Source organism: Pseudobacter sp., from assembly GCF_051955275.1.
Lineage (GTDB): Bacteria > Bacteroidota > Bacteroidia > Chitinophagales > Chitinophagaceae > Pseudobacter.
Window position 1 is genome coordinate 1 of the sequence record NZ_JBQCGW010000250.1, and the last position, 24,401, is coordinate 24,401.

Sequence of the window (24,401 nt, forward strand, 5' to 3'; positions counted from 1 at the left end):
AATTTTTGATGGAAGGAAATGTTTTCAGTGCTTTTTCAAACTGCTACGTACTGGCAATCCTGTTAACAGTGATCACTTCCACCTTATCCCCGAATTGCTGCTTTGCTTTCTGGATCTTCGGGAATGCGGCCATACAGTTGGTACAGCTCAGCTCCCAGAAATCAACCAGTATGAGCTTGCCTTTAAGGGAGCCGAGGTTTAATTTATCAGACTTGTAATTGATGAGATTTTTGAAAACCATGTCAGGCAGCCTGTCTCCTACCGTATAAGCCTTTACAGGATTTGCTTCTATCTTTTTTTTGAAGCTGGTCTGTGCTATTCCAGCCAGCGGCAAACTGATGAGCAGAAAGAGCAGTGTTTGTTGAATGACGGGATAACGGCGATGCATATGCTTATTTTGATGGGTTAGACAAAGCCAATCCTGTGCAGCAATTGAACTTTCTGCAACAGGTGATGATCAAACCGCATGGGCCGGTTTGTTATAGTTATTCCCTTATACCGGTCGCAGTCAGCGACAGGCAATTAACAATGAAATGAAAACATCGGTAAGCACATTGAAGTGGATGTGAATGCGGAGTATTCACACTCAGTTACAATACAGGAGGAGGTAAAATGGTAAATGGAATTCAACTGATTTTTAATGGTCACGGCATTACGACCACTTTACGGCCTTCAATTCTGAAACGCACACCCCCGGTCTTTTCTAAGAACAATAGGATTTCTGACAAAGGAGCGTTTCTTTCAAAAGTGCCGGCGAAAAGTGATGAAGTGACAGTACCCTGATACTGTACCTCAAAATCGTAATACCGCGCCAGGTTTTCCATAATGTCTTGGATATTAGTAGCTCGGAACACGAATTTCCCTTGTTTCCAGGCCATGACCTGGTCGATGTCTGCATTACTGCTCACGGTGATCTGCTGCGCTGCGATAGCTTGCTGCCCCGGTTTTAATTTCACTTTCTTATCGCCGCGCTCCACACTGACCGATCCCTGCAATAAAGTGGTATTCACAACTGCTTTCCCCGGCCAGGCTTCAATATTGAATTGTGTGCCCAGCACCTGCACTGCCATATCATTCGTATGAACAATGAATGGCTTTGCTGCATCCTTCGCCACTTCAAAATAAGTTTCACCAGTAATGGTCACTTCCCTTTTATTTCCAGCGAATGCAGTTGGAAACTGAATAGAGGAAGAGGTATTCAACCATACACCTGTTCCGTCTGGCAATACCAGTTTATAGGTTACTCCCCTGGGAGTGGAAACTGTATTGAAAGCAACAGCGTTGCCCGCTGATCCTCCATAATGCATCTCCTTCTCATCCAGGTTCAGAATACCCTGATCTTTTACATCTTCATTGCCAGAGTTGTCTTTGTCAAGTACCACTGTTCTTCCATCTGCCAGTTTGAGTACCGCTTTGGCCTCAGGACGTGGAATATCCTTTACAATCAGGTTTTGTTCTGCTGAGGAGTTATGCTGATGATTACGTTGCAAATACAGGTAAAGCCCTGTTGTAACAATCAGCAGCAAAGACGCTGCCACAGCCATCGACCTCCCGTAACTCCAGCGAAGGCTTTTCCGGAACCCGGCCTGTTCGCGGAATTGCTCCCAGGCTGCGGGTGTATCTGTCGCTTCCCTGAGCGCCAGTTCACTGGCCAGAAGCTCAGGGCTGAACTGATCTGCAAATGTCCGGACGCCTGAATCTGTTTCCAGACGAGCAAGCAGTTCCTGTTCTTCCTGTTCAGATAATGTTCCTGTTATTTTCTTAGCGAGCAGCTCAATGAGCCGCTGCTGATGCTGGTTCTCTGACATCATTAAATGATTAAGATCCGTGATTCAGCAGAGCCTTTTTATAATAAGGGTAAAACGGAAAAAGTTCCCGGTCAAAATTCCTGCTGATTTGAAAAAAAATGGGAGAATTGGGTGCAAAGCAATAAAAACAGGGGAAAACCTGATTTTCCTACCAGGTTCCGGAGCCGGTTTATGGCCGAACTGGATAAATTATAGACTGTTTTTTTGGAAATATTCATGACTGCAGCGATCTCATCCACAGATTGCTGCTGTATCACTTTCATCACAAATACCTTTTTTTCCTGGGGTGGTAACTGTTGGATATGTTCATACACCAGCTGGAGGGTGCGGGCAATCATCTCTTCATTGTCCATCACGGCCTCCGGTTCCGGATTGATATCCACCTGCTGCAGGTATACGAAGGCCTGCTGTTTCTTTTCTGTGGCTTCCTGTTTTTCCACCCATTCATAACAGGCATGGCGAACCACCACGTACAGGAATGCACGGACATTTTCAATTGAAGCGAAGTTCTGCGCCCTTGGAAGGATCTTGAGAAAAGCCTCCACCACTATATCCTGAGCCTCGTAGCGGTTTAAGGTGATCCGGGTGGCAAAGGCCACCAGTTCTTTATGAAACCGCTCGAAGATCTGTTTCACCGCTTTTTCCTGTCCTTGCCTGAATCCGGCCAGAATAAAGTCGTCATTGTTTGTTTTCATGTAACCGACGGTCCGATTAAAATGGTTTTATCAAAAGAGATCAGGAAGGATAGGTTCGAATATGTTCAATGAGGATATGGGTGGAAATGATCTTATTTAACCGTGACCTCTAATATATCACTTTTCCAGCAATAGGAAGAAAGGACGATACCGGATACTAAATGTAATATTTAATGAAATGCTTCCCCGTTATTGGTTCCAATGGATCATATCTGTCCACCATCATACTTAGATCCCTTGTAACTTACAACAAAGGAGGCCTGGAAAAATTTCCGGGCCTCCTTTGTTGAATAAATTTATTTGCATTTTATCTCGGCTGCAATGCCACCGTATCCAGCTTTGTAACGCTCCCGGTTGTAACGATAACGCCGGACTTATTTTGTGAATTGAAATTATCACTTGCTGGTGCATATCCTACCGTATAGGTACCGGCACTCAGGCCCCTGATCAGGTAATTGCCCATCAGATCCGTAGATGTTCCGGCAACCGTATCTGTTCCCTGAATGGCAAACACTGCAGTACGGAAATTATAAGGTGTAACTACACCTGAAATACTGCCTCCAGCTTCCTGAAGCACGGTGCGTATCACCGGTTTCAGAATATATTTTCCATTTCCCGTGGTCACAATGGAACGGGCAGCATCAAAATCCATCACCAGCGTGTACAGGATACCGGCAGAAACAGACTGATGGATATTCAATTTGAGACCGCTTTGTTGTGCGCTCGGCGTCTGCAATGGCTCAATGGCACCGCCATTCAGCTTTAGAGTATTATTAGGACCAAGGATCAGCCGGATCTGCTGTACCCTGCCGGCAGGGATATCCGCATTCACCAGCAAGGTGTCCTTATCGTTTACCAGATCAAGCAGGTTGTAAATTCCTTTGCGAACATTGGGAAGACTTTCCCAACCTTTGCTGTCATCATCGGAAACATTGATCTGAATATCCACGATATCGATATTCACTTCTTCATAATCACCAGGGTCATCGGTAAGCCTCACTTCCAGGCGGGCCGTTCCATTTACCGGGTCATCTTCTGAGCAGGAGTAGAAAAACATAGAGGATAGCAATAACGAGGCACTGAAAAACAGATACTTTTTCATAATGTGGATGTTTGTATAAATGAACCTATCCTTCCTGATCCTAAAAGTATGCCACATTCATTCCTTAACCGCAGTCAGGGCAACCAAAGACCTTCTGAACCAAGGTCCTCCATTCTCCCTAAAATAAAAAAAGCCTCCTTGCAGAGGCTGATTTTATGTAAAGTTTTCAAAGGTAACATACGCTTTCTCCAGGTGGGATTCAGGGTGAGGCTTTTCTAGCACTGATGGATCAAAAACGGGACTTCCTTTCGATTTTTCGAGGATCTTCTCGGTTTTCGTTTTGTGGACACAAAGCTACCACCCACCTGAAACAATGTATAGCCGCAGGAGTCACAGGAATGCCCGCAACGTGTACCAGCCGGTTAAAATTATTTTAATGTCTAGGGTTGTTTTGATAAAAGTCTACTCGGCAATACGCCGAAGGCTTTCTTGAAAGCGATGGTAAAATTGCTGAGGTTGGCATACCCCAGCTCCATCGCCACTTCTTTTACAGAGAACCTGCCGGTAAGCAGTTTATCCTGCGCAGCCTGCATCCGGGCTTTCTGGTAATATTCATAGATCGGCGAACCGTACATCACCTTGAAATCCTTTTTTAGTTTGGATTCACTGATACTCACCATCTTAGCCAACTGGGAGATGGGCGGCGGGCTCTGGTATATATCAGTCGTGAGGATTGCCTCCACCTGCATCACCCGGTTGATATCCTCCTGGGATAAAGGCACCCGGAAGGCCGGATTGTGCATTTTTTCATAAATGATGGCAAAGAATCGCTCCACCATCAGCATGATCCGGTTCTGGATAATGGTGAGCCGTAATGGATTATCATGCGCCACCTCCATGATGGTCTGCATCCACTGCCGGAACTTGTTATCCAGGGGAACGATATTGATATTCTCTGCTTTCAGTGATATATAAGTGCTGAGCACACTCTCCGCAGTGCCCAGGTCGAGGTACTTCGCCAACCAGTCTTTATTGAAAAGGATGGACACTCCAAGGTAAGTAGTGCCGCTGGTGCTGTAATAACTCCAGTCGAACAAAGAACTGGTGAGGTAGGCGATGGACTTTGAAGTATTGATGTCTTTTACCTTGTCCTCATCGATGGTCACCACCAGTGTACCCGGCACCGTGAGCATATCCACCCGTAACACATAGTATTCTTCGGCTATCTTTTTCCGGTGGATGAGCCAGTCGTCGTTCAGTACACAGTTGATAATAGTGGCCTCCAGCCCGTTTGGAAGGGTCACATAAGTAAAAGTGCCTGTAGCAGTATCCTGCGGGAACTGGATCTCATTATTGATCACAGGCACATTGAGGCGTTGTCCAACATGGTGCACAAACGCTTCATAATTGGTATGAGTGTAGTCTAGATGGAACACTGAAATAATTTTAATTGATGCCGCCACCGGGCGCAGGGCAATCAGAGAGACCTTAAATTGAAATACAGTAAAGACTATTGGTATTTCAGCGGGTTACGGCGACCGGATAAGATATAACGTTTCATGTTCATCCAGAAAGCTAAAACAAAGTAAACGATCAATGGGGAACCCATTGTGAGAAATGATATGTATACGAACCAGGTGCGGATCCGGGCTGTAGCAATGCCGAGGCGGTCACCCATTGCTGAGCACACGCCAAAAGCCTGCCATTCTATAAATTGTCTCAAACGATTCACGGGAATAAACATTTATTTATCGGGTAAAAATGCCTGAGACCTTACCCAGAGGTTTGGTTCACACCACTAAATTATAAAATATAAAACAAATTGTCCAGCCCTCCGGTTATTTTGATAAACCATTTTTTAGGTAAATTCGCACCACTTTCCGTAAATCAAAATAATTTATCATGGTCTTTGATCTGGACTTAATCAAGAAATTGTACGCAGCCCTGCCCGAAAAAGTGGAAGCTGCGCGCAAATTGACAGGCACGCCGCTGACGCTGGCAGAGAAAATTTTATACGCCCACCTGTACCAGCCGGCCACCGGCGCATACACGCGGGGTAAGGATTATGTGGATTTTGCACCCGATCGCGTAGCCATGCAGGATGCTACCGCCCAGATGGCGCTGCTCCAGTTCATGACCTGTGGACGCGACAAAGTTGCGGTTCCTTCTACCGTACACTGCGACCACCTCATCCAGGCCAAAACAGGCGCTGTGGAAGATCTCCAGAACGCATTAAATGTAAATAAAGAAGTATATGACTTCCTGTCTTCGATCTCCAATAAGTACGGGATCGGCTTCTGGAAGGCAGGTGCCGGCATTATTCACCAGGTAGTTATTGAAAATTATGCCTTCCCTGGTGGTATGATGATCGGAACGGACTCCCATACCCCCAATGCCGGCGGTCTCGGTATGGTGGCTATTGGTGTTGGTGGTGCTGACGCCGTTGACGTGATGGCCGGCCTCGCCTGGGAACTGAAAATGCCCAAACTGATCGGTGTAAAGCTTACAGGCAAGTTAAGTGGCTGGGCCTCAGCGAAAGACGTTATCCTGAAAGTGGCTGGTATCCTCACTGTAAAAGGTGGAACAGGCGCTATCGTGGAATACTTCGGTGAAGGGGCAGACAGCCTCTCCGCTACCGGTAAAGGCACTATCTGTAACATGGGTGCTGAGATCGGAGCTACCTGCTCCCTCTTCGCATACGACGAGAAAATGGCTGAATACCTCCGCGCTACCAGCCGTGCTGAAGTGGCAGAGCTCGCCAACGGCGTGCGTGAGCACCTCCGCCCCGACGAAGCAGTATATGCCAACCCCGAAAAATATTACGATCAACTGATCGAGATCAACCTCAGCGAGCTGGAGCCGCATGTGAACGGACCTTTCACTCCGGACCTCGCATGGCCTATCAGCAAATTTGCTGAAGCGGTTCGCGCCAACAACTGGCCAGAGCGCCTGGAAGTGGCCCTCATCGGAAGCTGTACCAATTCTTCTTATGAAGATATCAGCCGTTCCGCCTCCCTGGCAGAACAGGCGATCGCCAAAAAACTGAAAGCAAAAGCTGAATTCACTATTACTCCAGGCTCTGAACTGGTAAGGTATACTATCGAGAAAGATGGTTTCCTGAAAACCTTCGATCAGATCGGTGGTGTGGTGCTGGCTAACGCCTGCGGTCCCTGTATCGGTCAGTGGGCCCGTCACATCGACGATCCCAACCGTAAGAATTCCATCATCACTTCTTTCAACAGGAACTTCGCCAAGCGTAATGACGGTCTGGCCTCCACACACGCATTTGTAGCTTCACCGGAAATTGTGACTGCCTTTGCCATCGCGGGAGACCTTACTTTCAACCCGCTGACCGATACCCTGAAGAATGAACTGGGTGAAGATGTGAAACTGGATGAACCTACCGGCGTTGAGCTGCCTCCAAAAGGTTTCCATGTGGAAGATGCCGGTTACCAGGCCCCTGCTGCCGACGGTAGCGGTGTACAGGTGATCGTTAGCCCCGAGTCTCAGCGTCTGCAACTCCTGGCGCCATTCACGCCATGGGAAGGCACTGATATCAAAGGCCTGCGCCTCCTGATCAAAGCAAAAGGAAAATGTACCACTGACCATATCTCCATGGCAGGTCCCTGGTTGAAATTCCGTGGTCACCTGGATAATATCTCCAACAACATGTTGATCGGCGCCGTTAACTTCTATAACGACAAGACCGACACTGTTAAGAACGAGCTCACCGGTGAATACGGTCCTGTTCCCGCCACTCAACGCGCTTACAAAGCAGCCGGTATCGGTTCTGTGGTAGTAGGTGATGAGAACTACGGTGAAGGCAGCAGCCGCGAGCACGCAGCGATGGAGCCACGTCACCTCGGTGTTCGCGCCATCATCGTGCGCAGCTTTGCACGTATCCACGAGACCAACCTCAAAAAACAAGGTATGCTCGCGCTTACCTTCGCTGATAAGGCCGATTACGATAAGATCCAGGAAGATGATGTGATCGATCTGAACGGTCTCACTACCTTCGCGCCTGGCTCTACCATCACCATGGTGCTGAACCACAAGAATGGCAGCAAGGATGAAGTGATCCTGAACCACACTTACAATGATCAGCAGATCGAGTGGTTCAAAGCCGGCGGCGCCCTGAATGTGATCCGCGCGCAGTTTGCGAAAAAATAGTGATTATCATTTTTAGTTGTAAGGGCCGCCTGAAAGGGTGGCCCTTTTTGTTGTGATATGCCCAGTCGCTCGCGTCCCCGCGAGTGACTTCTGTTTGCTCGCCTCCGGCGAGTTCAGCGTTCGCCGGAGGCGAACTAATATGCCTCACTCGCCAGAGGCGAGCGAGTGGTCCCCGAATATTGATCAGTTCTCACTAATTGTAACCAACTGCCGGTTAAGGATCTCCAGCCACAAATGACAACCCTCCGTGCTCCAGTGCGTATCATCCCTGCGGTACAGTAAAAAGGGATCAGCGTAGTTGGAAAAATTCGTGTATGCATCTACGTAAGGAATAGATTTTGCCTCCAGCTGTTCCTGTAATACAGGGATCACCCGGTTATACCCCTTTGGTTGAAGAATGGTCACCGGGCTTGGGATCACAGAAAAGATCACTTCATCAAAACCAGCCTTCTGGTAATGATCGTAAAGAGAAGCAAGATGATCGCCCAACTCCTGCAACAGTTTCCCGGATACAGGAGCAAAACTGCTCTGCTCATTTTCAGGATCCACCGTAGGCCGGTAGAAAAGGAATTGCCCATCTTCAGACAACACCACATCCCCCGATACCCGGTGGAACCAGCGATAGGTTTTGCTGGCCTTCCAGTACCGCGGACCATTCAGGAAATTATAATTGAAAAGATTGTACTCGATATTGGAGTTGATACCAGGATTGAAAATATGCTTCAGATCAAACAAAGATGCACTGTACGGCTGAGGACGGTCATTCGTAGAAAGCCCTTCAGCAGCCGGTTTCAGGTGATCATAGGTAACCTTGTAATAAGGAAGATAAGTGCGTACAAATCTTTCAGATAATTCGATCAGCAGTACATTTTTCTGTGAAGGGTCAAGCCTGTATACCAGGTCTTCATAATCCCTTCTTCCGAAACTATATTTTCTCACTCTCGCAAAAACAGAGGAGTCCGGAATCTGTAACATATAGCTGTCGCCATACACATACAGATCAATATTCTTTTTGCTGCTGGTATCATCCGGTTTTTTGTTTACCGGAACACCCTCGTAAATGAACCGGTCTTCCCGGTCCAGGTAGCTCATGCGCATCAGGTCCCCGCCACGGCTTTTCCTTTCTCCGAAAGCCCCTTTGATTCCCTGCCTGTAGTTGACTATAGCTTCCATGATGGTGGGTGAAGTGGAGATCACCATCACTCCTACCCCCGCAATTATGAATATCCAGGAAAGTATTTTGCGCATAGGATCAGAATTGAAAATAAATGAACTGGTTTTCGTTAAACACTCCCAACAAGTAACAGACCGTTGCCATCAGCAGGGCATAGAGCAGGAACAGCCAGTTCCGCTCTATCAGGTAGCTGGTCCTCTTTCTCTCCACAAACAACATGACGGCAATCAAACCAACGGCCAGCAAGGATTCCGTCATGTTCAAACCAAATGATCCGGTACCGGTTTTTACGCTGGCAATTCCTTTGATATAAGTAACTGCCTCGCTCAGTCCAGGTGCACGGAAGAAAATCCAGAGCAGGGTCACCAGCAGGAAATTGATCCCTACAAAAACATAACGGCTTAGGAATTTGTGCATGCCATCTTCTTTCCTGCCGGGCAGAAAAGCCGTGAGCACGCCATGCATGCCACCCCAAATCACGAAGGTCCAGTTGGCGCCATGCCATAACCCGCTCAGCAGGAAAACGATCATCACATTCAGTTTTCGGCGCGCCTCTCCCAGCCTGTTACCTCCCAACGGTATATACACATAATCCCTGAACCAGGTGGAGAGTGAGATATGCCAGCGGCTCCAGAACTGCTGGATATTACCGGCGCGGTATGGTTCTTTGAAGTTCTCCATCAGGCGGATACCCATCACTTTCGCAGCTCCGATCCCGATATCAGAATATCCTGAAAAATCGCAGTAGATCTGAAAAGAATAAAATACAGCGGCCACGGCCAGCTGGGCAGACGATTGTGTATCTGTATGTCCGAATGCATGGTCCACGGCTATCGCCAGTCTGTCTGCTATCACCACTTTCTTGAACATGCCCCAGAGCATCCTGCTCAATCCTTCTTTTACATTGTTCCAGTTGTACGTATGATATTCATGCAGCTGTGGCAATACATTCTGCGGCCGCTCGATAGGCCCGGCTACCAGCTGCGGATAGAACATCACATATAATGCATAGGTGATGAAATTCCTTTCCGGTGGCTGATTGCCACGGTACACTTCAATGATATAACTCATTGCCTGAAAAGTGTGAAAGCTCAGTCCGATAGGCAGCAGTATGTCCAGCACCGGCATATGCCTGTCCGGGAAAGCCAGTTGCAGCAAAGGTTCCAGGTTACCGAATATAAAATTGAAATATTTGTAAAAAACCAGGATGCCCACATTGGCCACGATGCTGACCAGCATCCAGTTCCTCCTGGCTTTGCCATTGCTCTTAGCAATCTGAAGTCCGGCAAAATAATCTATCACAATTGTGGCACCCAGTATCAGGATATACTTCGGTACAAAAGCCATGTAGAAATAACAACTTGCCAGCAACAATAACCAGGTCCTGCCTTTCTGATTGGGTAACTGATAATAGGCCAGGGTAATCACCAGGAAAAAGATAAGGAATTGAAGCGAGTTGAATAACATCGGTCAGCTTTGGGTCGGCAAAAATATATTTTTAATAGTATCCACGCATCCTTTCCCGTAGTTCTACGCAGCTCCCGGAATTTAAATCTTGGTAGCTTGCTACTGCATTGATCAACTATTGACTATTAAACCTGGTCTATTTTCATCCTAACGGAATTCACCGTATGCGGTTTGTTACAGGTGGGGATCTTAATACCGCATACTGGTGGAGTTTTTCGGTAACAAACCTTGAATTACTGATCCGCCGGTGGTTAAGAGCGGAACATGATTCAAGGTTTTGTTTTTGTATTTTAGCGCTATTATCAGCACCGAAACTCATTCATGACCACAACATTTTCCGCCAGATACAAGCATAGTCCGGTTTCCATTATCCTGTCACCGGTCACACTCACCATCAGATACCAGGATGAACACAGCCAACAACAGGATATCCACTGGTTGGGAAGCGATTTACAACAACTGGAGACAACACCCGCAGGTTTTACGTTGCATTACCGTTCCGCCGCAGGAGAAGCGGACACCCTACAATTTACAGATCCGGCGCTGGAGCAGGCCATCAGAAAGACTTTCAGGCACCAGAAATTTGCCGGCAATGCACCGGCCCGCGCCTTCAATTCCATCCTCAGCAAGATGGTACTGATCGCAGGCATCATCTGCGGGGTTTTCTTCATCTGTTATTACTGGGTAGCTCCCTGGCTGGGCCGCAGGGTAGCCGCCTCCTTCTCCAAAGAAACCGAGATCAGCATCGGGGAACAGATGTACAACGGTACTATCAGCACCTACCAGATTGATTCCGCTAAAACAAAACTGCTGAACCAGTTCTACCAGGCTTTACATTTCCAGACAGGTTATCCTATCCAGATCACCGTGGTGAAGAGCCCGGAAGTGAACGCCTTTGCCGTTCCCGGAGGACATATTGTAGTGTACGATGCCATCCTGGATAATATGAAAACACCCGAGGAACTGGCCGCGCTCCTTGGTCATGAGGCCTCGCATATTTCACAGCGGCATACCCTCTTTAATATTTCCAGCAGCCTGGCCAGGCAGATGTTCATTTCACTGATCATCGGCAATGAATCCGGAATCACATCCGTACTGGTATCCAATGCCGCCAATCTGAAAGAACTTTCCTATTCCAGGGAACTGGAAACCGATGCAGACAATCAGGGCATGAAACTCATGTACGAGAATAAAGTGGATACTGAAGGCATGGTCAGACTGATGGACTTACTGAACCAGGCCACAGAAGGGCATGGACAGGCAGTGAACTTTTTAAGCACCCATCCTGTTTTTGAAAAGCGGGTAGCCAATGTGAAAGAGCAGCTGAAGAAGTATCCATCTTCTCCAACTGCTCTTCCGGGTTTGCAGGAAATTTTTCATGCGCTCTACGAGAGCTATTAAAAACACTGATCAGTTTTTCACCAGTGACAGGATCACATTTACTTTATTTCTGTTATCCGTCAGCCTCAGGATATAAAAGCCTTGCGCCAACGATGAAATATTTATCAGGTCTCCATTCCTGACCTGCTTTTTGGTGAGCACCAGTCTTCCCCTGCTATCGTGTACAGACAGGTTCAGTTGCTGTACGCCGAAGATCTGGAACCTTACCCTGAATGCATCCCTGGCAGGATTGGGATAGATCACCGCGAGTGTATTCACGCCATCCAGGTCATCAATTCCGGTGACAACCGGTGCTTTGTATTCAAAGAGATCGGACTTCGGTCCTTCACAATCATTCAGGGTAGCTCTCACAGCATAGAAACCATCCACGGCCGGTTTGAACCGGCGCCTGTTCTCCCCGGGAACGGCATTACCATTTGCGTAGAACCATTGATTGCCATCCTCTGCACTGCTCACCAGAAATCCCTGCTCATCTTTTGTAACGGCTGGCTTTTGCGGAACAGGCTTTACAGAGATCATCACGGTATCATAGGCCATGCATCCTGCAGGTGTTTTCACAGCAAGGAAATACTCGGTATCAGAAGCAGGATAAATATAAGGCGAGGCCTGGGTACTACTGAAACCCGCAGGCCTGGAAGTCCAGGTATAAGTATCACCGGAAACCTTTACGCCCACAGAATCCAGCGCATGCTCGCAAACGGTCTTGTCTGCACCTGCATCCGCCGTTACCGGTAATACTGATACCATCACCGTATCTCTTGCGATCTCTCCTGATGCACTACGGACGCTCAGATAGTAGTTTGAGCTTCGGACAGGCTTTACCGTTAAACCGGCCGACTGTGACGAGAATCCATCATCGGAGCTCCAGACCGGTGCGAGCCCTGCAGCTACAGTGGCTAGCAAACTGGCTTCAGTTCCCTGGCAGATCGTGGTGTCCTTTCCAGCGAAGGGCTTGCCCGGCAGGGTTGCTATGGTACAGGCCACAGGGTCCAGTCTGGCATAGAAGCCATCATGGCCACGGGTGATAATGGGAATACCGAATATCCCATAATTACCGCTTCCTCCATTCCACTGATCGATGTTTCCTCCGAGGTAGAGATTATGTGCTGCATCGGAAAACAGTCTTGATACAACAACATGCCCTCCATCATTCTTACCACTCGTTTGCAACTTCTGCATTGCTCCATCGGAATTATACCTGGCGAGAAAAAATTCATTCTCATAGATCCTCAAAGGAACATCTCCTCCGGCACTTGTGAGAATAAAATCACTCACCTGTTCTCCGTTCTGACTGATGCCTCCTGCCACATAAATATCATTGCCATCCACATGCAAAACATTTCCCTGCCCATAATAAGCATACTTGCTTCCTTGCGTCCAGATTGTTTTTCCTTCAGGGCTCATTTTAGCCAGCATGAATCCGCCGTAGGAGAAATTATGAGTTGTATTGTCTGCATGGGTGATGGTACCGGTACCTTTTGTTGTTGATCCGGTAGCATACAGGTTGCCGGCAGCATCCAGGCCCAGGGAGTAAATACCGGAATGGGTTCCGCTCCAGCGGGTATTCCATACAAACCTGCCCTGTTTGTTGATCTTAATGATATAGCTTAAAGAACTGCCCGTAGCACCATAGAATTTATAACTGGTACCGGCAGCATCCCAGAGCTCTACAGCATATTCATAATAACCAGATAAATAGGAATTACCTGCATCATCGATCACCAGGTCGGAAAAAGCACGGCGATGATTATTGGACTCATTATGCGCCGTTACGCTCCATTTGTATTTGCCATCGAGACCGATACTTACTACAAAATTGTTCATGTTTTCATTCTCATACCCGCTGTTGCGGTAAGACATGATGGGAGTTACATTGCCATTTTCATAGTAAGACATATTGGCGATGCAAGTGCCAATAACGATCAGCTGATCATCTTTCAGCCGCATTTTTACAATATTACCGCCCGCAACAGGGTAGCCCTGATATCTGGGAGAAGGATCTATCAGCAACGTATGCCAGAGATATTTACCCTGCGGATCAAGTTTCATGATGAAACCACCCCATTTGCTGTATCCCGGATGGGTAGTGGCGCTATTCGGCACCATTGTCATGGAGTCTCCGTTATTGAAATAATAATAAGACCCTGCCCATGAATATCCGGCTACAAAAATGTTACCGTCCTTATCCGTAATGGACGAGTTGATATATCCACCAGGGATATGGTGTACCCATTTCAATACACCATCCACCGTGTACCTGGCAAGGGTTCCCACTGTTTCTTTCAAGGTAACGCCGTTTCCATAGCGGCTTTTCAAGGTTGGATTGGTACCCCAGCCGCAAACAAGGAAACCATTGTTCTTATCCGGCGACATGTCTACCACAGTACCGGTGACCTCATAACTATCGTCATCCGGTGTATTGTTCGCATAACAGTTATCGTCAGTGGCAGGCTTGTTATATACAAATACCGTATTACCTCCGATAGTGTCTTTGCAGCCATAATCGCTTTCACTGATGAGCTGGAAAGTTTTTTGTCCTGCCGCGGCATAACTCACTCCATTTACAACAGGCAGGCCGGATGTACTGATACTGGCGTCTTCATTGAATGTCCATCTGAATGTAGTGGCATCGATGGAATAATTTGAAAAGCTTACCTGTTCGTTGGGCAATACATTCACTTTATCTGCCGCAAAAACTGAGCGGGTATGTTCAACAACAATATGCAATGGCGTTTGAAACTGTCTGGTGATATAACCGGTACTATTGTAAGTCCGGGTTGCCCAGAGTGTATAATAACCACTTACTGCAATTTCCCGGGTAGTCAGTTGCAGTCCGCCTCCATTGCCTTTGGCAGCACCAAAAGATACATTGTCTGCATTCTTCAGCTCATATACAACATCAGGTTCTGACTGAGCGATCAGGATCACAGCTTTCTCCGATTTGCACAGCATGGTATCCACTACAGAAACAGGCATATTCAATTTCGGTTCTTCCAGGAAAACGAAGCCTGGCCTGGAGCCGGATGCAGTGGCGCTCGATACCCTGACCTCGCCACTGGCGCCATTGCCCACATACGCGAAGATCTCGGTATCGCTGCGGTGTTGAAACCATGCAGGTACGCCACCGAAAGTAACACTGGTTATACTGTAAAAATCTTTTCCCTTGATAACCACACCGGCATCTTTGTAACCAACTTCAGGTGAAAATGAAGTGATCTGGATAGGCGCACTGAAATCGATGGTCTTGTCCAGCGTGTCTGAATCCGTACCGTTGCTGACTATAAGCCTGATAACATCGCGGGAAACAGAAGATTCATGTTGATAAGAGAAATTGTAACCGGTACTGATCTCAATTCCATTTTTGAACCACCTGTATGTATAACCTGATTTTGAATGATTCTGTAAATCCACTTTCTGGTTGGCAATGAAGTTGGTGGTATCGATCCTGAAGACCGCTTTTGGCAGCGTGGGCTCCCCTGCATTGCTGGTTTTCAGCAGGTATTCCCTGTTACCACCCGCCCAGGCGGTACTGGCATCCAGAAACCAGATCCTTTCCATGCCATAGTTGAGGTATTGATATGGTTTATCTTTTTTGCATTTTTCCCAGATCCTGCCTCCATCCGATGTCTTTAATACGTCGAAGGCTCCCGATGCAATGTAGCCGGTTGACTCACCCGTATACCAGATATCGTTGGCATATACAGGTACCAGTTCAGGGTCATTCACTTTCGTCCAGGAACTGGCTCCATCAATGGTTTTGAATAACTGAAAGGTTGCCTGGTCCGTACAGTAACCAGTAGTGGCATTTAAAAAGAATACGTTATTGAAGTTCTTGTAACTGTTGCCCGTAACCGGTGTCACCGAGCTCCACGAAGCACCGCCATTAGTGGATTTGTACACTTTTTCACCACCGGAAACATACAGGCTGGAAGCGGAAGGAGCACTGATCCTGCGCAAGGATTCCACGGGAGCATTCAATACCGCTGCCCAGGTTTGACCGCCATTGGTGGTTTTGAGCACCTGTTCATGATGTACGGCATAACCTGTCTGGCCACCTCCCGGGAATTTCATATCCGTAATGCCATCACTGAACCTGGGAGCATTCAGGTTGATATTGCGGTGAAATACCAGCAGCCAGGACTGACCACCATCGGATGAATAGAGAATAGAAGGTTCAAAACTGAAATCGCCATACACCAACAGTGAGGTGGCGGAAAAAGCAACCACACCTTTTGCAGCAAATCCAAAAGTCAGTCCAACGGAATAGCCGTTGAAATTGGTATTAGCATAACTGACCGATCGTTTTACAAATGTTTTCCCTCCGTCTTCCGTGTATCCGATGAATTTGGAAAAGGCAACAAAGCCGGTAGTGCTGTTCAGAAACGACATGCCGGTTACCGGATTGTATTCATCCGTTCCCTGGTACATTTCTGAGAACTGTGCATTGGCTGATTGAAATACCGACAGGAGAAGAATAATAAGGATAAGCAGGGTTTGCTTGAATAACTTAAACATATAGGGGGTAATTCTGGCATAAATCTACAGAAAATCCGGAGTTAAAACCCGGGCTGCTCCCCTACCCGGCTGCATCAGCTGATTATTCATTATTTTCGATCTTAATCCATAATCTCTGTTTCAACATTTATGACGCCCATTTACATCCTCATCGGCATTGCAGCAGTTTGTATTTTCATCTGGAACTGGAAACCGAAGGCCAGGCCACCGGTAGCCCTCTCCAAAGATGATGTTGATATCCTCAGCCAGCATGTCCGTTTCTACCAAAGGCTTGATGAGACCGCACAGCAACGCTTCCGCGAAAAAGTTGGAGCATTCCTGGCCAATGTGAGGATCGAAGGCGTGGGCGCCACTATCGATGAACGCGACAGGATCTATGTGGCCAGCAGTGCCGTGATTCCCATTTTCGGGTTTCCTGACTGGGAGTACCGCAACCTCACGGATGTGCTGATCTATCCCGATACCTTCAACCAGGAATTCAAATTTGAAGGCGCGGACCGCGCCATCCTGGGCATGGTGGGCAGTGGTTATATGAATGGAAAGATGATCCTCTCCCAGCATGCGCTGAGACAGGGCTTTGAAGTTACCAGCGACAAGAACAATACCGCCATACACGAGTTCGTTCACCTGCTCGATAAATCGGATGGGGCCGTAGACGGTATTCCCGAAAACCTGATCGCGCATCAGTACGCCATTCCCTGGATGCACCTGATGCAACAGCAGATAGAAGAGATCAGGAAGAACCGTTCCGATATCAATCCTTACGGGGCATCGGATAAGAGTGAATTCTTTGCCGTGATCTCGGAATATTTCTTCGAGAGGCCCGACCTGCTGAAAGAAAAACATCCCCAGCTGTACGAGTACCTCGAACTGATCTTTAAACAGGATCCTGCTACGAACTGAAGATCTCGCTTACATGTTTCTTGATATTGTCCGCAATCTTTTGCGTGGGCAGGTCATTCTCATCGCTGCCGAAAGGATCTTCGATCTCTTCTGCAATCATTTCAAGACTGGCCAGTACATAGAAGATAAAGGCGGTTACCGGTATGGCAATATAACCCAGGCTGAACACGAAGCTCACCGGCAATGTCATTACGTAGAAGAAAATGAATTTCTTGAGGAAGACGCTATAAGAAAATGGAATAGGCGTGTTCTTGATGCGTTCGCAGGCGCCGCATACATCGGTGAAAGCCTGCAGCTCTGCATTGATAACGATCAGTTGATCTCCCTTGATCCTTCCCTGCTCATACAAACGCGTTACGCGCTTGTACATCAGTGAAGCGATCTGATTGGGCATATGCTTGTTGTTATCCAGGTGTGCCCATTCCGGATGCTCGGCCGTATCCAGCGCCAGTCTGGTCTGCTCTGTCTGCAGGTGACGGCTCAGCACAGCAGCATACATAGGGATCACGCGGCGGAAGAATTTCTTATCCTCATCCTCTGCGGCCCCCAGGATAGCGTTAAGTTTGATGGCCAGGTTGCGGCTGTTGTTCACCAGCGAGCCCCAGAGCTTTCTCCCTTCCCACCAGCGGTCGTATGCCGTATTTGTGCGGAACACCAGCAACATGGAAATCACAAAGCTCAGGAGATTATTCATCATGGAAATATTCTTCAGGTGGTTGTTCTCGCTCAAACGTAACCACTCCAGTTCCATCACGGCGATGATGGCGCTGTAAGCGCTGATGCCGATGATCAGCGGGAATAATTTTCTCAGTGTGTCCGCCTTATGAAAACGGAATACGAAAGTGAACCAGTCTTTAGGATTGTAAGCGATCATAGCTGCAAAAATAATACTCAGTAATTACCGGTCAAGCGATTCTGTTTTTACCTGCTCCCAGGTATAAGATTCCGCATAGTACCGGGGGTGGATAGGTTTCTTTTTATGATTGGCCCACACTTTCAGAAAGCAGGCCCCGTAATAAAAAATAAAGGCGCAATAAAAGATGAACAGCAGCATCAGCACAAAGGAAGTGGAAGTGCCATATACCGTGCTCATATTGGAATAAGACAATAAGAATTTCAACAGGAATTTACCCAGTGTAAACAGCAGTGCTGTAAAGAAAGCCCCGCCCATGGTTACTTTCCAGGTGGTTTTACCATCAGGAAGATAGCGGAACAGGATCGAGAACCATCCCGTTACCACAAAGAGCGAGATCAGCTGGCTGGTGATGGCCCAGATCACGGATTCTTCCCCGGGCAGTGCGGTACCCAGTTGTTGACGAAGCAGGGACACGCCGCCTTCCACCGTTAAAGTGGCCAGGAAGAACAGGCCTGCAAACAATATCACCACAAAGGATATGCCTCTCTGTTTCATCTGCCGCACAAAGGCCCTTCCCTTTGCCTGCCGCACGCGCCAGAGCTGATTCACGGAGTCTTTGATAACTTTGAAGAGCGTGGTGCTCACAAATAACAAAAAGATAAAACCACCCGTGGCAATGTACCAGGTGGAAGCAAGGGTGCGTACATTGCGGAGGGTCTCCCGCACTTCCATGGCGGAATTGGGGCCGATGACCCCTGCCAGCGCCTCCACCAGGTTACGGCCAATGAAACGCGGATTGATCACCAGTCCGAATACCTGTATGAGAATGATGAGAATGGCAGGAAGGGCAAACGTAGCAAAGAATGCGGTGGCCGCAGCCATACGCAGGGGATCGTTCTGTTTGAACTCCCTGAATGCCAACCTGAGTAATTGCAGAACAGTGACCGGTTTCGGTACTCTCATTATACACCTGTTTTTTCTTCTGCTGCGGCGGGCAGGGTTGCAGTCTGAAGATAGTGAAAATTAACGCGGAAATTTTGATATTTGCTGTATGACATCAATAACCCGTGTCCTCGGATTGGGCATTGCCCTCATTTTCTTTTTGTCCTGCGGCAGCAGCAAAAAAAGTACCACTGTCACCAGTACCCTTACACCGCCTCCGGCGCGCAGTTTACCTGCCCTGCCACAGTCGTACATAAATATCCCCGTAAAAATATACATGAAACCGTTACTGTCGGTAATGGAATCGTCCACCGCCAAAGAATTCACCAACGACAAATGGCCCAACTACACACAGAGCAGTTGTGATTTCCGTTACAAATACCGCTTCATCCGGTCGCCCTTTGTATTCAACGTAGTGAACAATAAAGTGACCATCGCTTTCCGCGGCGATTACCAGATCGCCGGAAGCCGCGCCCTCTGTGCATTTGACAAGCAGGTATCTCCCTGGGTGAATGGAAGCTGCGGCTTCAACGGGGAACCGCTCCGCCGCGTGGACATTGCCATCGGATCCCAACTCACCCTCATGCCCAACCACTCCGTGAACACGGTCACGCACCTGGAAAAATTACAGCCGCTGGATAAATGTGAGGTCACCATCATGAACAATGATATGACCAAAGATGTGCTCGACAGTGTGAAAGCCAGTATCGAGACCTACTGCACCACTTTCGATAAATTTGTACAGGACCTCAACAACAATGTACTGCTGGCCAACTGGCGCAAAGGCGGCAGCCGCGTGATGCCCATCAGCAAATACGGCTTCCTCAACCTGAACCTGTCTGCACTGGGTGTGAGCCGTTTCAATGTGCAGAAAGACACCCTCTATTTTTCGATGGGCTTCAGCGGTTTTCCCCGCTTCAATTCAGACAGTAATAAACTGGTTACACATGCTGCCCTGCCACCCGTTTCCAATGCAGACCGCATCGGTAATATCAGCACCTGGCTGGATGCCGTATACGAATACAAATTCTTCAACAAGCTGCTCAACGACAGCTTGCGCAATAAGCCCTTCGAAATCGACGGTCGCACTTTTGTGATCAAAGACGTGAATATCAGCGGCACTTATGAAGGAAAGATAAAAGTTGACCTCTCCTTCAGCGGAAACCGCACCGGAGTGATCAGTCTTACCGGCACTCCTACCCTCGACACGGCCAGGCAGGTACTGTCCATGCCCGATATCAAAGTAGGCCTGGATACCAAAGACCTGATGGTGAACCTGGCCAAAGGCCTCATCAAAAAGAAGATCATGAAGGAACTGGCCGGGCAGAGCGTGCTGGACCTCCAGGCCCTGATACAAAAGAACAGGACCCTGATCGAGGCCCGCCTGAATCAGCAGGTGACCAGCTGGATGAGCACCAGCGGTTCGATCCAGGAAATAAAACTGCTGGGCATCCTTCCACAGGAGAAACATATTCAGATTCAGGCGTTTATCCGCGCCAGCATCAGCCTTACAGGCAGGCCGCCGGCCAACCTGGTTAGTTTACAATAAGCGAGGCAACCTGTCCACCCCCTTTTACGTAACAGACTTGTATAAGAAAATTCGTAATTTATACAGGGGGTGACCCCTTGTTTATTCTCATTGCAAACCAAACCATTCTTGCATACAGATAACCCAAAGGTGGCCGCACTGATCAAGGGCTGTTTGGCTAATGACCGTAACAGCCAGAAGGAATTGTATTACCTGCTCCGTGGCTTTGCAATGAAGATCTGTTACCGCTACACCAATGCAACGGAAGAATCAGAGGAGATCATGAATGAAGGGTTCGTAAAACTTTTCAAGAACATACATCAGTTTGATCAGCACCGGCAGGACGATATGCTCCTGAGCATGAAGGGCTGGTTCAAGCGTATCCTGGTAAACACCTGCATAGATCATTACCGTAAGAACCATGCAGCCGTGAACGGGCATGTGCTTACACATGAATCTGAATCCATCCCTGACAAGGGTGAAACAGGCATCGATATGCTCAGCTACAAAGAGATCATCGAAGCCGTAAAATCATTGTCGCCCGGGTACAGAACAGTATTCAATCTCTTCGTGATAGAAGGGATGAGCCACGAAGAGATCAGTCATCAGTTGGGCATCTCAGTGGGCGCTTCAAAATCCAATCTCTCCAAAGCGAGAGACAACCTAAGAAAACTATTAGTGAACAAAAATCATTTTAATATTTATGCCTCTCCACAATGATAATGAGCTTGACCGTCTGAGCCGGGAAGCGGCAGACCAGTTCGATGCGGAATTGCCGGCATCGGGTTGGGATGCGTTGGAACGCAGGCTGGACGAAGAATTGCCGCAAGAGCGCCGGAAGCGGCGTCTGCTGCTCTGGTGGTGGCTGCCGGGCCTGCTGCTGCTCGGAGGCGCATTGTGGGGAGTGATGAAATGGAACGAACCTGTAAAGACCAATGCAGAAAAAATTCCCGTCATAACTGAAACCAATAAACGCAATCCGATAATAAACACAGATAGCAAATCTGAAAGTACACCGCAGGAAGCGGCAGCAGCTACTGAAACAACAAAGTCAGAGGGTGACCAGAGGCCCCATTCTTCCGGCAGAACTTCGGTTGACAATGGTCAAATAATAAATAACAGTCATTTATCCGTTGTAGCTTCCGTAAAGAGAAAGCCTGTCAGCCAGAGGAGCAAGACTACCCAAACACCTGAATCACAAGCTGCGCAAGGCCTTCAACAGACAAACAACAATGCGGACAACCCAACTAAAACTGCGGTTGATCCGTATATAACTTCAACACAGGACAAGCAGTTACCAGGAACAGTGACCCACGATTCTCCGGAACAAAAAAGCAGAATTTCTGACTCCCCTGCCATTCTGGTTAATCGTTCAACCCCGAAGGCCAGCATCACTGATCCGTCTGCTGCAACTGTTTTGGATTCAACCCGAATAACAGCCAATAAAAAACCCCTGACCCCTTCTTCTTCAAGAAGGAATACATTTTACGCCACCGTACTCGCTGGCGCGGATTTCAGTAATGTGAAATTCAGCAGCGCCGGCAGAACGGGCTTCAATGCCGGTATACTGGCAGGCTACTACATTACAGACAAACTGAGCATCAATTCCGGGATCGTATACAATGCCAAGAATTATAAAGCACGCGGCAAAGACTTCACTCCCAAAGGAGCCATGGTGTACTATGATATCGATAAGATCGAAGGCGGCTGTAATATGCTGGATATCCCGCTCAATGTCCGCTACGACCTGGGCATCAAAACCCGCTCCCGTTTCTTCATCAGCGCAGGCGTCAGCAGCTACCTGATGAAAAAAGAAGATTACGAATACTATTATTACTATAATGGAAATCCCGGCAGCCGTAACTGGTCTACCAACGAAAACTCCAACTATCTCTTCTCCATCCTGAATTTTTCAGGAGGCATGGAGCAGCAGCTGGGCAGCCGCCTGCATTTCATGGCAGAGCCTTACCTGAAGCTCCCTCTTAAAGGAGTGGGCACGGGAAATATCCAGCTGAACAGCTTCGGTATTAATCTCGGACTGAAATATCAGTTCGGGAAAAAAGGAAAATAATTATTTCGCATCGAACCACAGGGGCTTGTCGTCATCCCAGGACCCGTTGTAATTAATGAAGAGCTCCTCTCCGGCAGCAATGGGCCGCACTGTTCTTATGGAAATAGTGCTGGCTTCATAATCCATTTCGTATTCACAGTTGGATGTATAGGAATGATTGTACACAGGTGCATAACCGAGCGCCATGATCACCTCTCCTTTATCTCCCCATTCAAAGATATAATCGTGCAGCAGGGTCTTATCCAGATGAATCCTGTCTTCCGCACTCATCACTACTACCGGCGCCACTTCTATGATGATATCTTCATCAAGTGGCTCAGAAGTGTATACACCTCTCCCCATTTCACTGGTTGTTGCTATGAATAAACACGGTAGGATCATCCCACCGAAAATACATTTTATTGATCATACAGATTTGTTATTCCCTAAATTTGAGGCATGAGTACGGAGGTAGATATCGACGACCTGAAAGAACAGTTCCTGGAGCTGGCCCGGCAGGACGATGTACTTAAAGTACGGGAACTGCTGAATCATCAGAACATCAGTGATGTGGCAGAGCTCATCAGTGAAGTACCCGAATACGAAAGCCAGATCATCGGCAATATGAGTATTCACCGGGCTGCCAGTGTATTCAAGATCCTCGACCTGGGTGATCAGAAAACCATCATCAGGGAACTCCCTCCCTCCAAAACCGCCGAGCTGCTCAATGAGCTCCCCGCGGATGACCGTACAGACTTCTTTGAAGAACTGCCCGGCAAAGTGGTGAAGGAACTGGTAAAGCTCCTCAACCCGGAAGAACGCAAGATCACCCTTTCACTGCTAGGCTATCCCGAAGGAAGCGTAGGCCGTCTGATGACGCCGGATTATATTTCCGTTCAGGTAGACTGGACCTGCCAGGAGATCCTAAATCTAATCCGCGAAGAAGGCAAGGACAGCGAAACCATCGATGTGATCTACATTGTGAACGATACCGGTGAGTTTGTGGATGACGTCCGTATCCGCGAGATCATCCTGGCCAGTCCTGATAAAGAAGTGGGCGATATCATCGATTACCGCTATATCACCCTCAATGCAAATGACGACCAGGAAGTAGCCAACCAGATCTTCAAAATGAATAACCGCGTGGCCCTGCCCGTGGTGGATGATAAGAATGTCCTGCTCGGCATCGTTACCATCGATGACGTGCTCTGGGTAGCCAATGAGGAATTCAGTGAGGATATGCAGAAAATGGGGGGTACCGAAGCCCTGGATGAGCCTTACCTGGAAATGCCCCTGGTAAGACTATTCAAAAAAAGGATCGTGTGGCTGGTAGTGCTCTTCCTGGGAGAGATGCTCACCGCCACCGTGATGAAATACTTCGAAGACGAGATCGCAAAAGCCGTAGTGCTGGCCCTCTTCATACCCCTCATCATTTCCAGTGGAGGTAATAGCGGATCACAGGCATCCACCCTCATCATACAGGCCATGGCCATGGGTGAGATCACGGTAGCGGAATGGTGGAGGGTATTGAAAAGAGAGATCCTTTCCGGCCTCATGCTGGGCGCCGTACTGGGCCTCATCGGCTTCTTCCGCGTGGTATTCTGGAATTCCATGTTCCATACATATGGCGATAACGGCACGGAGATCGGCCTCACCGTTGGCTTCTCCCTCCTGGGCGTTGTGCTCTGGGGTACCATCACAGGGTCCATGCTGCCCCTGCTCCTGAAAAGACTGGGAGCTGACCCCGCCACTTCCTCTGCTCCTTTTGTAGCTACGCTGGTGGATGTGACCGGACTGGTCATATATTTTTCCATGGCCTATATGCTCTTAAGTGGTATTTTGTTGTAGCA

19 protein-coding genes are annotated in these 24,401 nt (G+C 48.1%); 7 read left to right on the forward strand and 12 right to left on the reverse strand.

Features of this window, described 5'->3' with window-relative positions; translation table 11 throughout:
* Nucleotides 1-43: 43 nt before the first annotated feature.
* From ACTHMC_RS21555 to ACTHMC_RS21580, 6 genes are all read right to left on the reverse strand, one after another.
* On the reverse strand, nt 44-388 hold the full coding sequence (locus tag ACTHMC_RS21555) for a TlpA family protein disulfide reductase (protein WP_440416307.1): 345 nt from the start codon (nt 386-388) through the stop codon (nt 44-46).
* A gap of 256 nt (nt 389-644) precedes the next feature.
* On the reverse strand, nt 645-1,808 hold the full coding sequence (locus ACTHMC_RS21560; RefSeq protein ID WP_440416309.1) for a FecR domain-containing protein: 1,164 nt from the start codon (nt 1,806-1,808) through the stop codon (nt 645-647).
* A gap of 71 nt (nt 1,809-1,879) precedes the next feature.
* Complete coding sequence (locus ACTHMC_RS21565) at nt 1,880-2,503, reverse strand: RNA polymerase sigma factor (protein WP_440416311.1); 624 nt, start codon at nt 2,501-2,503, stop codon at nt 1,880-1,882.
* Nucleotides 2,504-2,810: 307 nt separating this feature from the next.
* Nucleotides 2,811-3,605 (reverse strand): DUF4382 domain-containing protein, encoded by a 795-nt coding sequence (locus ACTHMC_RS21570; RefSeq protein WP_440416312.1) that lies wholly within the window; start codon nt 3,603-3,605, stop codon nt 2,811-2,813.
* A gap of 380 nt (nt 3,606-3,985) precedes the next feature.
* A complete protein-coding gene (locus ACTHMC_RS21575) occupies nt 3,986-4,981 on the reverse strand; it encodes a helix-turn-helix domain-containing protein (protein WP_440416314.1) in 996 nt (331 codons plus the stop codon).
* Nucleotides 4,982-5,055: 74 nt separating this feature from the next.
* Nucleotides 5,056-5,289, reverse strand: coding sequence for a PspC domain-containing protein (locus tag ACTHMC_RS21580; RefSeq protein WP_440416316.1), 234 nt, complete (start codon nt 5,287-5,289; stop codon nt 5,056-5,058).
* Nucleotides 5,290-5,447: 158 nt separating this feature from the next.
* On the opposite strand from ACTHMC_RS21580, the gene ACTHMC_RS21585 reads away from it, so the two are divergent.
* The gene (locus ACTHMC_RS21585; RefSeq protein ID WP_440416317.1) at nt 5,448-7,715 is read left to right on the forward strand and encodes an aconitate hydratase; all 2,268 of its coding nucleotides are present in this window, start codon (nt 5,448-5,450) and stop codon (nt 7,713-7,715) included.
* Between the two features lie 183 nt (nt 7,716-7,898).
* Here the strand turns inward: ACTHMC_RS21585 and ACTHMC_RS21590 are convergent, their stop codons facing one another.
* Nucleotides 7,899-8,963 (reverse strand): hypothetical protein, encoded by a 1,065-nt coding sequence (locus ACTHMC_RS21590; RefSeq protein WP_440416318.1) that lies wholly within the window; start codon nt 8,961-8,963, stop codon nt 7,899-7,901.
* A 4-nt stretch (nt 8,964-8,967) separates the two neighbouring features.
* Entirely contained in the window at nt 8,968-10,356 is a 1,389-nt protein-coding gene (locus ACTHMC_RS21595; protein WP_440416320.1) for an MBOAT family O-acyltransferase, read from the reverse strand.
* A 321-nt stretch (nt 10,357-10,677) separates the two neighbouring features.
* Here ACTHMC_RS21595 and ACTHMC_RS21600 point away from each other — a divergent pair, with 321 nt between their 5' ends.
* On the forward strand, nt 10,678-11,757 hold the full coding sequence (locus ACTHMC_RS21600; protein WP_440416321.1) for a M48 family metallopeptidase: 1,080 nt from the start codon (nt 10,678-10,680) through the stop codon (nt 11,755-11,757).
* 9 nt (nt 11,758-11,766) lie between these two features.
* On the opposite strand, the gene ACTHMC_RS21605 is transcribed toward ACTHMC_RS21600, so the two are convergent.
* The gene (locus ACTHMC_RS21605) at nt 11,767-16,272 is read right to left on the reverse strand and encodes a T9SS type A sorting domain-containing protein (protein WP_440416323.1); all 4,506 of its coding nucleotides are present in this window, start codon (nt 16,270-16,272) and stop codon (nt 11,767-11,769) included.
* A 129-nt stretch (nt 16,273-16,401) separates the two neighbouring features.
* On the opposite strand from ACTHMC_RS21605, the gene ACTHMC_RS21610 reads away from it, so the two are divergent.
* Nucleotides 16,402-17,175 (forward strand): zinc-dependent peptidase, encoded by a 774-nt coding sequence (locus ACTHMC_RS21610; protein ID WP_440416325.1) that lies wholly within the window; start codon nt 16,402-16,404, stop codon nt 17,173-17,175.
* On the opposite strand, the gene ACTHMC_RS21615 is transcribed toward ACTHMC_RS21610, so the two are convergent.
* Both ACTHMC_RS21615 and ACTHMC_RS21620 read right to left on the reverse strand, forming a co-directional pair.
* Complete coding sequence (locus tag ACTHMC_RS21615) at nt 17,165-18,049, reverse strand: bestrophin family protein (protein WP_440416327.1); 885 nt, start codon at nt 18,047-18,049, stop codon at nt 17,165-17,167. The two genes, ACTHMC_RS21610 and ACTHMC_RS21615, sit on opposite strands and share 11 nt — an antisense overlap.
* A gap of 24 nt (nt 18,050-18,073) precedes the next feature.
* On the reverse strand, nt 18,074-18,994 hold the full coding sequence (locus tag ACTHMC_RS21620) for a YihY/virulence factor BrkB family protein (protein ID WP_440416329.1): 921 nt from the start codon (nt 18,992-18,994) through the stop codon (nt 18,074-18,076).
* Between the two features lie 88 nt (nt 18,995-19,082).
* Here ACTHMC_RS21620 and ACTHMC_RS21625 point away from each other — a divergent pair, with 88 nt between their 5' ends.
* From ACTHMC_RS21625 to ACTHMC_RS21635, 3 genes are all read left to right on the forward strand, one after another.
* A complete protein-coding gene (locus tag ACTHMC_RS21625) occupies nt 19,083-20,522 on the forward strand; it encodes a DUF4403 family protein (protein ID WP_440416330.1) in 1,440 nt (479 codons plus the stop codon).
* A gap of 108 nt (nt 20,523-20,630) precedes the next feature.
* Entirely contained in the window at nt 20,631-21,221 is a 591-nt protein-coding gene (locus ACTHMC_RS21630) for an RNA polymerase sigma factor (RefSeq protein WP_440416331.1), read from the forward strand.
* Nucleotides 21,205-22,572, forward strand: a complete 1,368-nt coding sequence (locus ACTHMC_RS21635; RefSeq protein WP_440416333.1) for an outer membrane beta-barrel protein — start codon at nt 21,205-21,207, stop codon at nt 22,570-22,572. Before ACTHMC_RS21630 ends, ACTHMC_RS21635 begins: the two co-directional genes overlap by 17 nt.
* On the opposite strand, the gene ACTHMC_RS21640 is transcribed toward ACTHMC_RS21635, so the two are convergent.
* Nucleotides 22,573-22,914: an SET domain-containing protein-lysine N-methyltransferase gene (locus ACTHMC_RS21640; RefSeq protein WP_440416334.1), complete on the reverse strand. Its 342-nt coding sequence runs from the start codon at nt 22,912-22,914 to the stop codon at nt 22,573-22,575.
* 96 nt (nt 22,915-23,010) lie between these two features.
* Here ACTHMC_RS21640 and mgtE point away from each other — a divergent pair, with 96 nt between their 5' ends.
* Nucleotides 23,011-24,399 (forward strand): magnesium transporter, encoded by a 1,389-nt coding sequence (mgtE, locus tag ACTHMC_RS21645; RefSeq protein ID WP_440416336.1) that lies wholly within the window; start codon nt 23,011-23,013, stop codon nt 24,397-24,399.
* Nucleotides 24,400-24,401 lie beyond the last annotated feature (2 nt).